At 48.7% G+C, this 14,270-nt stretch carries 12 protein-coding genes; 8 read left to right on the forward strand and 4 right to left on the reverse strand.

Annotated elements, in window-relative coordinates; genetic code table 11:
- The 5 genes from QUA90_RS01995 (at position 1) to QUA90_RS02015 (ending at position 8,543) form a co-directional block, all read left to right on the forward strand.
- Entirely contained in the window at positions 1–165 is a 165-nt protein-coding gene (locus tag QUA90_RS01995) for a hypothetical protein (protein WP_333443638.1), read from the forward strand.
- Positions 166–542: 377 nt separating this feature from the next.
- Positions 543–4,067, forward strand: a complete 3,525-nt coding sequence (locus QUA90_RS02000; protein WP_333443640.1) for a hypothetical protein — start codon at positions 543–545, stop codon at positions 4,065–4,067.
- A 109-nt stretch (positions 4,068–4,176) separates the two neighbouring features.
- On the forward strand, positions 4,177–7,050 hold the full coding sequence (locus QUA90_RS02005) for a zinc-dependent metalloprotease (RefSeq protein ID WP_445300086.1): 2,874 nt from the start codon (positions 4,177–4,179) through the stop codon (positions 7,048–7,050).
- A gap of 167 nt (positions 7,051–7,217) precedes the next feature.
- Positions 7,218–7,988, forward strand: coding sequence for a CPBP family intramembrane glutamic endopeptidase (locus tag QUA90_RS02010; RefSeq protein ID WP_333443644.1), 771 nt, complete (start codon positions 7,218–7,220; stop codon positions 7,986–7,988).
- A 6-nt stretch (positions 7,989–7,994) separates the two neighbouring features.
- Entirely contained in the window at positions 7,995–8,543 is a 549-nt protein-coding gene (locus tag QUA90_RS02015) for a DUF1349 domain-containing protein (RefSeq protein WP_333386217.1), read from the forward strand.
- Positions 8,544–8,705: 162 nt separating this feature from the next.
- Here QUA90_RS02015 and QUA90_RS02020 read toward each other — a convergent pair whose 3' ends face one another.
- From QUA90_RS02020 to QUA90_RS02030, 3 genes are all read right to left on the reverse strand, one after another.
- Positions 8,706–8,984 carry a Photosystem I reaction center subunit PsaK gene (locus tag QUA90_RS02020; protein WP_333386214.1) on the reverse strand — a complete coding sequence of 93 codons (279 nt, stop codon included), beginning with the start codon at positions 8,982–8,984 and terminating at the stop codon, positions 8,706–8,708.
- Between the two features lie 301 nt (positions 8,985–9,285).
- Positions 9,286–9,498: a chlorophyll a/b-binding protein gene (locus tag QUA90_RS02025; protein ID WP_333041855.1), complete on the reverse strand. Its 213-nt coding sequence runs from the start codon at positions 9,496–9,498 to the stop codon at positions 9,286–9,288.
- Positions 9,499–9,902: 404 nt separating this feature from the next.
- Positions 9,903–10,028 carry a hypothetical protein gene (locus QUA90_RS02030; RefSeq protein WP_263053573.1) on the reverse strand — a complete coding sequence of 42 codons (126 nt, stop codon included), beginning with the start codon at positions 10,026–10,028 and terminating at the stop codon, positions 9,903–9,905.
- Positions 10,029–10,077: 49 nt separating this feature from the next.
- Between QUA90_RS02030 and hflX the strand changes: the two genes are divergently transcribed.
- Positions 10,078–11,673 carry a GTPase HflX gene (gene hflX, locus QUA90_RS02035; protein WP_333386209.1) on the forward strand — a complete coding sequence of 532 codons (1,596 nt, stop codon included), beginning with the start codon at positions 10,078–10,080 and terminating at the stop codon, positions 11,671–11,673.
- Positions 11,674–12,253: 580 nt separating this feature from the next.
- Here hflX and QUA90_RS02040 read toward each other — a convergent pair.
- Positions 12,254–12,448, reverse strand: a complete 195-nt coding sequence (locus QUA90_RS02040) for a hypothetical protein (protein ID WP_333227966.1) — start codon at positions 12,446–12,448, stop codon at positions 12,254–12,256.
- Positions 12,449–12,963: 515 nt separating this feature from the next.
- Here QUA90_RS02040 and grxC point away from each other — a divergent pair.
- Together grxC and gshB are read left to right on the forward strand one after the other, a co-directional pair.
- The gene (grxC, locus tag QUA90_RS02045; RefSeq protein WP_333326758.1) at positions 12,964–13,227 is read left to right on the forward strand and encodes a glutaredoxin 3; all 264 of its coding nucleotides are present in this window, start codon (positions 12,964–12,966) and stop codon (positions 13,225–13,227) included.
- Between the two features lie 67 nt (positions 13,228–13,294).
- Entirely contained in the window at positions 13,295–14,254 is a 960-nt protein-coding gene (gene gshB / locus QUA90_RS02050) for a glutathione synthase (protein ID WP_333443647.1), read from the forward strand.
- The last annotated feature ends 16 nt before the right edge of the window (positions 14,255–14,270 follow it).

Genomic DNA, 14,270 nt, shown 5'->3' on the forward strand with positions numbered 1-14,270 from the left:
GTGACATCCGACGAAAGATATCCTGCAAGCGATCGTCCCCGCGTAGCCAAGTCTATAAATATTTTCTCGCGAGATATTAAGCTCGCACTCGGAAAAAACGCTTTGTATAAAATCGGGATACTCCCCGAATGCGATCGATCGTGCGACTCTCTCCGCGGAGCATGACGAAACCACAGCACTACAGTCGGAAAATAATAGACATTTCCAGAAAAGCCAGTCTTGAACAGGCATCCTGCCTGTTCCACAAGAATTATGAGAGAGGTCTAATTATTATTCGGATGCAAACGGAAACGATATGACTAATGACGAATAACTTGTTGATTGGCTTAATTTGGACCTATCTGTGCCAAAATGTCGAGGTATTATCAAAAAAATATTCCCCAACGGCTCGAAGCCGAGGGAATACAAGGCAAGACACTAAGTCCAGCATGGCTTAAACCAGACAAAACGGTTAGGCTCGGCAAATCAAATAATTGTCTGTAAAATCTGTAACTGTGCTATTTCTAGAAAACAAAACCAGCTTTGGCAAAATTTAGAGTTTCATGTTGAATGCGAACGGGAGCATATTGGCAGACAATCGATCGAGCGCGTCGCAGTGGGCCGGGGAAGCTTTAGGGCTTCCCGAAGTTCAAGTACAAGCGCGTTTGCGGGGAAATCACCTGCACATTTTGTGCGAAGCAGCGCAGTGCCCGTCTCAAGAATTGGTGACGGCGAGATTTACCAACGCCCTCGAACACACTGATTTAACGCAACTGCTGCCCGATCGACCTAAAATTTACCAGTTGTTTCTGTGCGGCCGCAAAATCGGTTCCAGACAAAATGACTGGACAGTCCGGCTCGATTGCAGCAGTCCCAAGCGACAGCAACAGCAACAGCCACAGCAACCGGAACCAAAAGTTGCCGAAGTGCCGCCGCCAGCGAGTTCCCCCGACGAACCGCCAGCAAGCCCTAAAAGAGGCGGATTTTTCGGCAAATTTAAGAATGACAACCAGAAACTCAAACAGACACCAAAACCGGTAGAAACAGCAGCCCACCCGCCGCAAGTACGGGAAGAACTAGATTTTGACGCCGAAAGTCTGCCCATCGCCTCCCGCATTCAATACCCAGAAGCTTTTGAAACTTCCCCCGTGACGATCGACACTTCCGCTGCTGCGAGGAGGGAAGTTGTCGGTTCCGCCGTTCCCCCGCAGCAGAAAACGAACCGTGGCGCGGTGGCTTTGATTCAATCCCCCCAAGCTGACTCAGGCGAGGGCGATCCTGATGGAACATTAACGGTTTCGCCGGAAACGTTGGCGCGCCGGGGCTATCCAGATGCGATCGCCAGCTATCTCAGCGAAATCCTCGGCCCGATGGGAGTTTCGGTGAAAGTCAGCATTCGCGAAAAAGAACTCAAAACCAGCCGAGAAACCCTGCCGGTGAATGGGCCGGAAAATATCCAGCCCAAAGAACGCCGACTGCTGGTGCTGTGCGAGTCAGCCTACAGCCCCGACCCCTCATTGCTGGCCGAACCCATCGCCGGCCGGCTGCGGAAACTGCAACTAGAGGATTTCCGGGAAGCAGTGATAGCCAGCCAAGTCAGCGGCGAAGCGAAGCCGGACTGGCTGCTGCGAGTGGATTTGACTTCGCCGGACAAAATTCTCAAGGAATGGGCCAGGTGGGGAGACGTACAGTCGATCGCCAAACTGCTAAATCAACACTTGGCTGCATCAAGAGTCGAAGTGCGGGCAACCCTCAAAGAAGCAACCCTCCACCTGTTTTGCAGCAAAACTACCAAAAAAGGACAAAAGCCTAAACGGCAAGAATACCCCGACAAGCAGCAAACCACCGACGCGATCGCCCCTTTGTTAGCCTCCTTTGCGCCCCAAGGCATCCGCGCAGCTACTATCTACGGCGTAGAACCAGCCCAGGACTCTCAGGCCGCGCCGGAGTCCCCCGTGTGGATAGACTGGGTGGACTTGCCTGCCGCCCACCACCCCGACTTGGCTGCAAACGCTAGAACGCTGGCAGTCGAGGGCGACCAATTGGCTTTGACTTTTTTATTGAACAGGTTGCTCAACCCCAATCTCAGACGCAAGCTGGAAACAGGAGGGATTCGGGCTGTCGTGCTGCAAAAAGCCAACGTGCTCCACGTCATGACTGAAGCTCTGACTTGCCCTTCTCAGTCGAAGGTCGGCCCGCCGGTGGTCAAATTTTTGCGGCACTTACAAATTCCGGGAGTGGCAGGGGTGCGAGTCTACGGACGCCGCGCCGGCCAGAAACTGCCCCTGTGGCGCTACGCAATCGACCTCAGAACGGTTGTTGACGAGGAATCAGCGGCACCTGCACCGGTTCCCTCGCAAGTGGCTGTGTTGGAAAAGGAACCGGTGCCGGAGTTTGCGCCGGCGGAGGATGGGAGTTTTTCGGGTTTGGGCGACAATTTGGTGTTCGATGCTCCCACGCCCAACTCGTGGCGGCCCCGCTTCAAAATCAGACTCCCCGGATACAATCTGGGCGAGCAATTAGTTCAAGCTGCGGTGCAACCGCTTGTCGCTTCGGGTTTGTTTGTTCCCAACGATGGTTTGTCAACGAATGCTGCTGCGCCCGGTGGCGTGAGAGCCGATCGCGCGGCGCGAATGGCTTTGATTTGGGCGATCGCCGGCTGTCTGCTGGCTTTCAATACCGATTGGCTCCTCGGTCAATTTCTGCAATCTGCGACGGTCAGTCAAGCTCCTAGCGCTTCCGAAGTTTGCAGCGGCCCAAATTGTCAAAATTCATCCCCCAAGGCTGTGGAAGACGTTACAGCCAAACTTCCGAAGGCAACCCCGAAACCAGTTCCCGCTGCTGAGGAGGTGAATTTGCCTCAAACTCCGTTGCAGCCGTCGCCAGAAGCCAACCGGGAAGAAGCTTTTAATGGCTCTGGGTTTACGAAACCGGGCAATACTAGCGTTCCTGTAGCTGATGTTTCTGCTCCTCCGGTGTTCCCCACTTTGAGGAGCGAGCAGCTTGACGACCAAATAGCGCGCTATCAAGAGTATATCCACCTGCACAAAAAACCGCCGGATATTTTAATTGTCGGTAGTTCGAGGGCGCTGCGCGGTATCGACCCGGCGGTTTTGGAAACCGCTTTGGCAGCTTCGGGCTATCCGGGGCTGAGGGCTTACAATTTTGGGGTTAATGGAGCTACTCTCCAAGTTGTAGATTCGCTCATCCGCCGGATTTTGCCGCCGCAACAACTGCCGAAATTGCTGGTGTTGGCTGACGGGGCGAGGGCTCTCAACAGCGGGCGACCGGATTTGACTTTTAGTGCGATCGCTTCTTCGGAAGGTTACAGGCAATTGAGCCGGGGTAGTTTTCTGATCCGCACCAATCAATTAGAATCCGAAACATCGAAGGAAAGCGCCAACAATCCGGTGGCGACTGCGACTGAATTGGTGAACAATTTGGGAGAAGCTCAAGCTAATGTTCAGCAATTGGTGAGTCAAAAGTTGGTTGAGGGTTCTGCAACTTACAAAAAGCGCGATCAACTTAAAGGGTTTTTGCGATCGATCGTTAATCCCTCAGCCCCTGTTGCAACCGACAGCCCCCAAACCGCAGCCCTGGGTGAACAAACAAGGGAAAATAATGCCCAGCCAACTGCTGTGAGTAAACCAGTCAGCGAGTATCAACCAAATGGCTTTTTGCCGATCGATATACGCTTCAATCCCGAAACTTACTTTCAGAAGCACCCGAAAGTATCTGGTTATTACGACTCCGACTATCAAAATTTTAAATTGGTAGGCGAACAAGCTCTAGCACTCAAAAATCTGATCGAATTTACCAAAGTTCGCAACATCAATCTCGTGTTTGTGAATATGCCTCTGACTGAAGATTATTTAGACCCTGTGCGGACAGGTTACGAACAAGAATTCCGGCAATATATGCAAGAATTAGCAGCTCAAAGCGGACTAATTTTTCTAGATAAGAGTTTATTGTGGCCCCAGGCGCGGGAATCTTTTTCCGACCCCAGCCACCTCAACCGTTACGGTGCTGTTGCAGTTTCTAAACGGTTGGCTCAAGATCCCATGATTCCCTGGCCGGCGAAACAGTAGTTTTGACTTTAAAGTTGTGAGTTATTTTAGAAGTTAAATGAACCCAGCGTGTCGAGTGCTGCGCGACTATCTCAAAACTATTCTTTCCGGCGGCTAAATAGTAGTGAAAATGAAAAGATTGATATTTCCAGAAAATAGCAAAAATCAACAGATCAAAAGTCCAAGAAAAAATTGGCCTTTGATATTTTTTATATTATCTTTAGCATTTTTCTGTTTCAGTTTGTATAAAGGTTTCTTTTTACCTTTAGCTTTATCATCTGGGCCGCCCAGCAACGAACACAGTAGCGAACAGCCAACTCTGGCCCCCTTTGAAGAGGTTGTCAAAGACGCGCAAAAGTTAGAGGGATTATTTACTCTTTACCGCAATCAAGCAACTGATAAAGTATATCTGGAAATTAAACCGCAACAACTAAACAAAAAGTTCCTGTGCTTTGTGACATTGGCTTCGGGTTTGGGGGAGTCGGGCATTTTGAGCGGAATGCCGATCGGCGATTTCTTGTTTCAACTGCGGCGCGTCCAAAATAACGTGCAGTTTGTGATCCCAAATATAAATTTTCGCACAAGTCCGGGCGACCCGCAAGCAGGTTCCGTAGCGCGGGGATTTAGCGACTCGATTCTCTATTCTTTGCCTCTCAAAAGCATTCATCCGCAAAGACAAACTCTGCTGATCGATTTAGGCGATTTGCTGATGAGCGAAAAACGCGATTTACCAGGGGTAAAAGCGATTTTGCCGATGCTTTTGGGTTCTTCTTACTCGATCGATGCAGACAAGTCTTCTTTTAAAGATGTTAAAGCGTTTCCGCTGAATGTGGAGATTGCTTCTGTCTATGGTTTTTCTAGCGATAATGACAGTGAAGTTAACTATTTACCTTCGGTTCCTGACAGTCGGGCTTTTAACCTCCGCATTCACTACAGCTTCTCGGAAGTGCCGCTAAATAACGGCTATCGGCCCCGACTTGCGGACGAGCGAGTAGGCTATTTTCTCACAGCATATAAGGACTTTTCTGACAAGAGCAGCCGGGAGCCTTTTGTGCGCTATATCAATCGCTGGCATTTGCAAAAGCAAATCCCGACGGCGCCGATGTCGCCTCCGGTACAGCCGATCGTCTTTTGGATTGAAAATAATGTGCCTCCCGAATACCGAAACGCAATTCGCGAGGGGGTTTTGGAGTGGAACAAAGCTTTTGAAAAGGCAGGTTTTACTGAGGCAATTCAGGTCAAACAAATGCCGGACAATGCTAAATGGGACCCGGCTGACGTTCGCTACAATACTATCCGCTGGTCGAGTTCTTTTGAGCCTCAGTTTGCCGGCATCGGGCCGTCTCGCACTAACCCGCTGACGGGGGAAATTTTGGATGCTGACATTCTGTTGGATGCTAATGTTGTCCGGGAAATCAAACAGGGTTATCGGGCTTTGGTGGAACAAAATAGATCGCTATCTAAGAGTTTTCAAGGCCGAAACGGTTCTAATACCAATCCCTGTCAGTTTGGGATGTATTCTCGCTATTTAAATGTGCTAGAAAATGGGGATTTAGGAAAAAGTGGCGGGGAAAATGATCGAGGTGGAATGGCTGATGATTTGCCGACTTTGGTAGAAAGATACCAAGAGCAAAAGCGCTCGCCTTTATCGCGGTTGATGTCGAGTTCGGATATGTGTTTTGGGTTGGAATCGAGCCGCCAATTTGCGATGGGGGCAATGTCGATGGATCTGTTGGACAATGCAACGCCTAGCACTGGGACGATTGACAATTATGTTAATGAATATATCCGATTTTTGACTGCCCACGAAGTAGGTCACACTCTTGGTTTGAGGCACAATTTTCACGGGAGTACGATGCTGCAACCGGAGGATTTGAACAATACTCAGGTAACTCGCACGCAAGGTTTGGTGGCGTCGGTGATGGATTATGTGCCGATTAATTTGGCACCGCAGGGAACTGTGCAGGGCGACTATTTTTCAACGATTGTAGGGCCTTACGACGATTGGGCGATCGAGTACGGTTACAAGGTGATTGGCGGCCCAAACCCGAACAGCGACTTACCAGCGCTGCAACAAATTGCCAGCCGCGCTGCGGAACAGCAATTAGCTTACGCGCCGGATGAAGATTCTTTTGATACTCTCGATCCCGCTGCAAATACTTTCGATCTCAGCGCTAATATGCTGAGGTATTCGCAATGGCAATTGGATAATGCTAGGGCGATGTGGAAGCGTTTAGAAAAGCGAATTCCGGCTGGGGAAGACGGTTATAACGAACTGCGGGTGATGTTTGATTCGGTGTTCGGGTATTATGTTCAGCAGGTGATGAATGCTACTTTGTACGTCGGCGGGCAGTCGTTTAACCGGGTTCGCCCTGGAGATGCTAATGCGAAGTTGCCGTTTGTGCCGATCGAGCTTTCTCAGCAGCGAGAAGCATTAGCAACATTAGAAAAGTACGTTTTTGCCCCGGATGCGTTTAGTTTTGCGCCGGAATTGCTGAATAAATTGGCGCCTTCCCGCTGGGAACACTGGGGAAGTCCGGCTTTGGTGTTTCCTCTAGATTACCCGATCGGCGATCGAATTACTTTTTTGCAGCGGTTTGTGTTGCGGGTTTTGCTATCTCCGATGCGTTTGGCGAGACTGCGGGATGCGGAGTTGAAATCATCACCGGAAACTGCTTTGAGGTTGCCGGAAGTGTTGGATACTGTGCAAAAGGATATCTGGCAAGAGGTTTTGCAGTCGGAAAAGAAGATACAAATTTCCACTTTTCGGCGTTCTTTGCAGCGGGAACATTTAGCAATTTTGATCGGAATGGTGCTGCGAAAAACCAGTGTTCCAGAGGATGCGCGGAGTTTGGCTTGGTACGAGTTGCGGCAGTTGCGGGAGGGTTTGAGCAAGAGTATTCGGAATTTGGATCGGAATGCTGATGCTTATACGCGGGCTCATTTGGAGGAAACGCGCGATCGAATTTCTAAGGTTTTGAATTCGCAAATTCAGTCGAATTAAGTCAATAAAGCTTTCATGGCGGGTTCTTCCGCCCACCCCACAAAAAACTTTATGTGTTGTGGGGTGGGCCGGAGAACCCCTTCTTGTGATAAAAAACCCGGTTTCTGTGGTGGGAGTGCATAATTTCTGATTTATTAATTAGATGATTATTGATAAAATCAAAAATTATGACTACAGATAGTTCCAAAAAACATCACCTGCGATTGGCGCTATTTTGGGCCTTACTGGGCACTCTGGCAGCGTTGGCATTATTTCCTTATGCGCTGTCTCTGAATCCAGCAGTCGCGCAACTGCCTACACCGTTACCTGTTATAGCTATTGCGTCCGCCCTTCAAACTGGACTTCTTTTGATTCTCCTGAATTGGATTGGACTACGCCTAGGCAACTCAATGGGACTCGATACCCCCCTCATTCGTGGGCTGGTGTATCGACAGCCTGTTCCAACTCTTTCTAAATCTGCCCTTAACACGGCGCTAATTGTAGGCTGCATCGGTGGCATTGTCCTGATAGGATTGAGTTTAGCTTTCCAACCTTGGATGCCACCAACGGCAACTCCAACAACGCTCGAAATTGACCTCTGGAAACGCCTCTTAGCTTCTTTTTACGGAGGCATTACCGAAGAACTGTTGCTGAGGCTATTCGCTATGACATTGATGGCGTGGCTACTTTGGAAGATTTTTGAGCGAGACAAACTGCAACCCTCTACATGGATTTTTTGGCTGGCAATTGTGGCGGCGGCAATATTGTTTGGCGTGGGTCATTTGCCTGCCGCTGCCAATCTCTGGGGGCTAACCCCAATCGTCATTTTCCGCACCCTTACACTCAATGCCCTCTTAGGAATTCCCTTTGGTTTTCTTTACTGGCGTTGGGGATTAGAATACGCTATGTTATCTCATTTTTGGGCCGATTTGGTACTGCACGGAATTGGAGGAAGTTAGCAGGAGATGCAAACAATGCAATGGTACAACGAACCTTTACAATGGCATGAGGATAACGACGTTATCCATATTACCGCCGGGGCAAAGACTGACTTTTGGCGGCAAACTCATTACGGATTCATTCGCGATAACGGCAACTTTTACTACCGTCAAGTTTCAGGCGACTTTACAGCAGAAGTCAAAATTACTGGTTGCTATCAATCGCTCTACGATCAAGCAGGATTGATGATTCGAGAAAGCGAAAATATCTGGCTCAAGTGCGGCATTGAGTTTGTTGAGGGAGTGCAAAACGTGAGCGCGGTTGTGACACGAGACTATTCCGATTGGTCTGTTATGCCGCTTGAAGTGCCACCAGTTTCCCTGTGGCTGCGGGTAAAGCGCCGAGCTGAAACGGTGGAAGTGCAATACTCTTTGAATGGGTCAGACTATTCAATGATGCGATTGGCATATCTAACTGACTCACCAATCGTTCAAGTTGGGTTAATGTGTGCGGCTCCCCAAGGTGAAGGATTTGCAGTCAAATTTGAAGGGTTTAAGCATAGTAAGCTGATATAATGTGGATGGTAAAAAAACCGATTTCTGCGCCAATCCATATATAAAATTAAAATTAGGGGTGAGTGCTTTTCACTTACCCCTGCCATTGATTTTTTGGGCGGTTTTGAACCTACTTAATACAATTTGTAGCACTAAATCGCCACAAAAACGATGCTATTTATCCTAAAAATACTTGTCGATGTTGAGGGTCAAAATCGTGAATGCTCCGAGCAAATGACCTGCGCTCATGCAAGCCAGAAATGCCGGTACGCTAACATTGTTGAACAAAGAGGGAAAGGGTAAAGGCATTTTCGGTCCGACGTGGGGATACCAAATTCGGCGGCTGAGAACTAGCAATGCTAAGATATTGCAAACAAACATCACCAGAGGCTTTTGCCAATTTCCTGATGCTGTGTCAGTCACAGTCGATGCTACTACTGCCAGTAAATTTGAGTTAATCATCGTTGTTGATGCTCCTATTTTTCATAAATTATCAGAAATGCTCGATGAGATTTCTTGCCAAAAATACAGCAGGGGCGATCGCCCTTACGCCATAAATATCTGTTGCTGTCAATATTCACTGCGTCGGCGACAGCGCCCCCACCCGTAATCATGGAATCACAGCAAGAAGTCTTTTAATGCCATTCAAAAGTAACGAAAGATACAAAGGGACAAAACCATACTCGCTGCCATTTGTAACTTTTAGCCTGTCTGGCAGTGGCGGCATTTAGTCACGCTGCCAGACAGGAAATACCGCTACTCATTACTGAGCAATGTAGGTAGGCAGAAAGTGAAGTATGTCACGGAGAACGCTATATCCAGCGGCATCCCAAAGCAAATAAGCTAAGAAACCGATCATCGCTAAGCGACCGTTCCAAAGTTCTGCTTGCGGGTTGAAGCCAAACAAAAAGGCATTCCGATCTTTGCCGTTGTAAGCATTCGCTGTAGGAGGCAAGTTAGTAGGACGAGTTTCCATGTTTTTACATTCCTTAACAATGTTTCGCTTCTCATGGTAGCGGCCTAATTTCTGCTTTGCTATCTGCCTGTAGGCTCAAGATAAACACAAGTCTAAAGGAGGATTTTGAAACCGAAAATAAAGTGTTAAGTTTTGTTGAGGGAGATTTTTTAAGCGATCGCCTGTATCTGTAGATACTAAATACAACTGCAAGTTGATATGCCCGCTGTGAAAGGCTCCATCGCCCCCTAGCGACAAACAACGGCGCTGGTGACTCGACAATACCGAATCCGCGAGCTCCTAGACGCAAGAAAATTTAGTAAATTTCAACTCAAAAGCCGAACACATCGCGCGGGAGTTAATTAAAATAGGAGATAAACAGAGCGATCGGGAGAAACAGTTATCGAAACCATCTACGGCCATCTTCAAGGTTTAAAGTCCAGCCAGCTCAAGCAACTCGAAAAGCTGTACCACCAACGACTACCGGGCGATCGCATCACCACTGCAGAATTCGCCCAGCGCGTCGCCGCCATCAGCACGGAAATAGACAAACCAATCTGCACCTACATCAACCGCCGCGGACAAGTAATTCGCGTCGGCGTGGGTTCACCCCGGCAAACGCAGATTGCGCCCCTAGAATTGCCCCGCTACGGGGGAGGTCGCCTCAGCGGCATTCGCTGCATCGCCACCCACCTGAAGCCAGAAACCCCAAGCGAAGCAGCCCTCACAGCAATGGCAATTCAGCGCCTGGACGCCCTCGTTTGGCTGACACTGACCGGGGGAGGATTTCAGCGCCGCGGCGGCGGTGCGACTGGTTACATCCAAGAAACTTATCTCGCTCACCTGATACCCCAGGGAGATCAGCCAAATTTTGAGTTCTCTGTTTTGAGCGCTCAGTTAGAACCAGATGCAACTGATGAAATAGAAGAGCCTTCTATTCCAAAGTCACTAATTCAAACTCCACACTTTCCCTGGAAAATATCAGAACCGCTGAATTTGGACGAACTCGCTGACCAAGACTTTCTGGATTTGGTGGAAGGACTCGAAGCAGAGTTTCAAGCAGAGTTTGTCGCTAAGCAGGTCGATGCAGACCAAGACAAAGTGCTGTTGGTAGGTGTCATGACTCAGCACATGACTCAGTTGGAGTTTGAGGACGGGCTCGCAGAAATCACGCGGCTGGTTGAAAGCGCCGGGGGTCAGGTTCTGCAAACAGTGCGCCAAAAACGATCGCGCCCCCATCCGCAAACAGTCGTCGGCGAAGGCAAAGTTCAGGAAATTTCCCTCACCGCTCAGACGATTAGTGCTAATCTCGTGGTATTCGATCGCGACCTGGCCCCCGCACAAATACGGAACTTGGAAACTCAGATAGGTCTTCGCGTTGTCGATCGAACAGAGGTAATTCTCGACATCTTTGCCCAAAGAGCTCGATCGAGCGAGGGTAAATTGCAAGTCGAACTCGCTCAGCTAGAGTACGCCCTGCCCCGGCTCAGAGGTCGCGGTCAGGCAATGTCGAGACAGGGTGGCGGCATCGGTACTAGAGGCCCTGGGGAAACCAAGCTAGAAACCGAACGGCGGACGATCGCCAAACGCATTTCTCGATTGCAGCAAGAAGTAAATCAACTGCTGGCGCACCGCTTCCGGCTGCGGCAGAACCGCCATCATCACGATGTACCCTCAGTGGCGATCGTTGGCTACACCAACGCAGGTAAATCGACTCTGCTCAACCTGCTCACAAATTCCGAGGTCTACGCCGCCGACCAGTTATTTGCCACCCTCGACCCCACAACTCGACGGTTGACCATTCCCGGCACTGTCACCAGGGAACCCCTGTCGATCGTCCTTACAGATACAGTGGGCTTTATTCGCGAACTGCCCCCCGCCTTGATCGACGCTTTCCGGGCTACCCTCGAAGAAGTCACTGATGCCGATGCTTTGCTGCATCTCGTCGATCTCTCCCATCCCGCGTGGCAGAGCCAAATTCGATCTGTCATGAATATTTTGACCGATATGCCCGTAACGCCAGGGCCAGCCCTTGTAGTTTTTAACAAAATCGATGCCGTAGATGGAGATACTCTCGCTCTCGCCCGAGAAGAATTTCCTCAAGCAGTATTTATTTCGGCCGCCAAAGGTCTTGGGATGGAAACTCTCCGCGACAGACTTGCTCAGCTCATTCAATACGTCCTCTACCCTCGGTAAATACTTAAATATTCCTTTTGAATAGTTGACATCGGGGAATATACGTACATATACTGAGGACAGATCTAGTCGAACTATGAGATTATAAAAGAGTAGTCAGATTGTGCATTGCAAAGTACAATACAGCATCTCTATTTTGCGCTCGGTTAAATAAATAATTGCCCGAGACCGCGGTCAAGGTAAAAAGACTCTTTGTTAATGGCTGTAAGGGCTGTTGCTTCAGAGGTTGCAAAAAGAGGTTGCTTCACTCTGGCCCAACCACGGTACGGAATGTCAAGGTGAAAGAGAATAATATTATTAAAGTGTTTGGGCACTCATCTCAAGCGCTATACTATCTTTTACAGGCGTCCGCGAGAGAATACATCCATCTATTGTAAGAACTCTAAAATCCTTGCCCGTCGTACAGCGCTAATCTCTAGGACTATTTCTATTTTTCGATTTTACCACTGTTTAACTAAATAGTTATGTGTACGCCACTGGCAAAACTAGCAATTGGACTCTCTGCCACAATGGCAACAGCGTTTTACTATCTAGCTGCCGCCCCTCCGGCAGCAGCAGTAGATGTCTGCGGTCCGGGAAATTATTCTACTGCCTGTGCCTCCAGCCAGACATCAACAGCAACGACATCCGACCCGCAATTGGCGACCGAGGGGAGTTTGTCCCAAATATACATCACACCTTCGAGAAGCTCAACTTCTATTCCTGAACCGGGTACTGCGATCGCAGTCCTACTGACAGGTGCAGGAATGATCTGTTCGTGCAGAAAGCGAAACAAGCAGGTTGGTCCGCAGCGCTAGGCAGGCTGATGACCAACCTGTTTGCCTTTACCATGTCTCCGTTTTTTTAAGCATGGGTATTTGTTTACTTAAATTTATATAAAAAATAAAAAATTGTATAAAAAATAACTTGACACCTCGCTTCGGTTGTGCGCTGCAAATAGAGCCGGATGTTGAAGGAAGAAAGCGATAGCGACTTCAGTCAGGGTAAAAAAAAGGAAGAAGGCAAATGCAATTGCTGGCAAGGGTTTCAGCAATGAATAACCTCCGGTACAAAAGATAAGGTTGCTATATGTTGCTATATATAAAAATTAAAATATAAAAATTAAAATAAGATTGGTTAAGATAAATCCTTCGGACAGTTTTTTATAGGCAACCGTAGAATAAGGGTTTCAAGGTTCCAAGGCAAGTTGGCTACCAAGGAAAAATCGAGGGTTTCAGCCGAGGAACTAAAAACAGTCCGCACTATGGTTAAGATTACAATTAAAAAATATTGTTATTGTTTGAGCGTCCCATGACCCCTAAAGTAGAAATTTACACTTGGAGAACCTGCCCGTTTTGCATTCGTGCCAAAGCACTGCTGAAACGAAAAGGGGTTGATTTTACAGAGTACGCGATCGACGGAGATGAAGCAGCACGGGATCAAATGAGCGATCGAGCCAACGGAGGCCGCACCCTGCCCCAGATATTCATTAACGACCAACACATAGGCGGCTGCGACGACATCCACAAACTGGATGCTCTAGGCCAGCTAGACCCGCTGCTAGCGGCAAAATGAGGCATTCCCTGTCGAATTTTGCGTTAGCCCAAATTTGCCTGCGACCAATTCTTAATTTTAATTGACAATGAAATTTGCATTCATCATCGATCCCCTCGCGCGACTAATTCCAGGACACGATACCAGCGTAGCGCTGATGGAGGCAGCTCAAGAGTTGGGTCACGAAGTCTGGGCGGCTCAAGCCAACGAACTAAGCGTCATCGGCGGCAAAACCTGGGCAATGCTCAGTCGGGTAGCCCTCACCCCAGTAAAAGTGGTAGATGGACGCTGGGAGGCTGCTGAGGCTTGGTACCAGGTAGAACATCCTACTTTGCAGCCTCTGGAAGCAATGGATGCAGTATTTATGCGGACAGATCCCCCAGTCAACATTCCTTACCTCTACGCTACTTACCTTCTAGATGGCATCGATCCCGCTAAAACTTTGGTAGTTAACAGTCCCAAAGGATTGCGGGCGGCGAATGAAAAGATGTATGCTTTGCAATTTGAGGGAGCGATCCCCGAAACCATTGTTTCTCAAAACAAACAGGTAATTCGGCAATTTGTTGAGAAAAAAGGAGCGGCAGTTCTTAAACCCTTGGGCGGCAAAGCTGGCGAGGGGATTTTGTTCTTGGAAGCGGGCGATCGCAATCTCAACTCCCTGGTGGAAATTAGCACTCAACAAGGGCAAATTCCAGTGATGGTTCAGACTTACCTGCCGGAAGCCAAAGAGGGAGATAAACGGATTATATTGTTGAACGGCAAGCCCATCGGTGCTATCAACCGCATTCCCACCGGCAATGAATTTCGTGGCAACATGGCCGTCGGCGGCCGAGTCGCAAAAACAGAAATTACCGATCGCGAACTGCAAATTTGTGCTCAGTTAGAACCAGTGCTGCAACGGGACGGACTGTACTTTGTCGGCATTGATATTATTGGCGGCTATCTCACAGAAGTTAATGTCACCAGCCCTACAGGGATCAGAGAAATTGACTTGTTTGATGGCGTTAGTTTGGGCAAACAAGTAATTGAATGGGTGGTTAGTCAGTAGTCATTAGTCATTAGTC

Source organism: Microcoleus sp. D3_18_C4 (assembly GCF_036702355.1).
In the GTDB taxonomy this organism is placed as follows: Bacteria; Cyanobacteriota; Cyanobacteriia; order Cyanobacteriales; family Microcoleaceae; genus Microcoleus.

Excerpts from the sequence above, each read along its gene's own strand:
- QUA90_RS02000 (WP_333443640.1), top strand. The coding sequence starts at position 543 with ATGTTGAATGCGAACGGGAGCATATTGGCAGACAATCGATCGAGCGCG.
- QUA90_RS02015 (WP_333386217.1), top strand. The coding sequence starts at position 7,995 with ATGCAAACAATGCAATGGTACAACGAACCTTTACAATGGCATGAGGAT.
- grxC (WP_333326758.1), top strand. The coding sequence starts at position 12,964 with ATGACCCCTAAAGTAGAAATTTACACTTGGAGAACCTGCCCGTTTTGC.
- QUA90_RS02010 (WP_333443644.1), top strand. The coding sequence starts at position 7,218 with ATGACTACAGATAGTTCCAAAAAACATCACCTGCGATTGGCGCTATTT.
- QUA90_RS02025 (WP_333041855.1), bottom strand. The coding sequence starts at position 9,498 with ATGGAAACTCGTCCTACTAACTTGCCTCCTACAGCGAATGCTTACAAC.
- QUA90_RS02005 (WP_445300086.1), top strand. The coding sequence starts at position 4,177 with ATGAAAAGATTGATATTTCCAGAAAATAGCAAAAATCAACAGATCAAA.
- gshB (WP_333443647.1), top strand. The coding sequence starts at position 13,295 with ATGAAATTTGCATTCATCATCGATCCCCTCGCGCGACTAATTCCAGGA.
- QUA90_RS02020 (WP_333386214.1), bottom strand. The coding sequence starts at position 8,984 with ATGATTAACTCAAATTTACTGGCAGTAGTAGCATCGACTGTGACTGAC.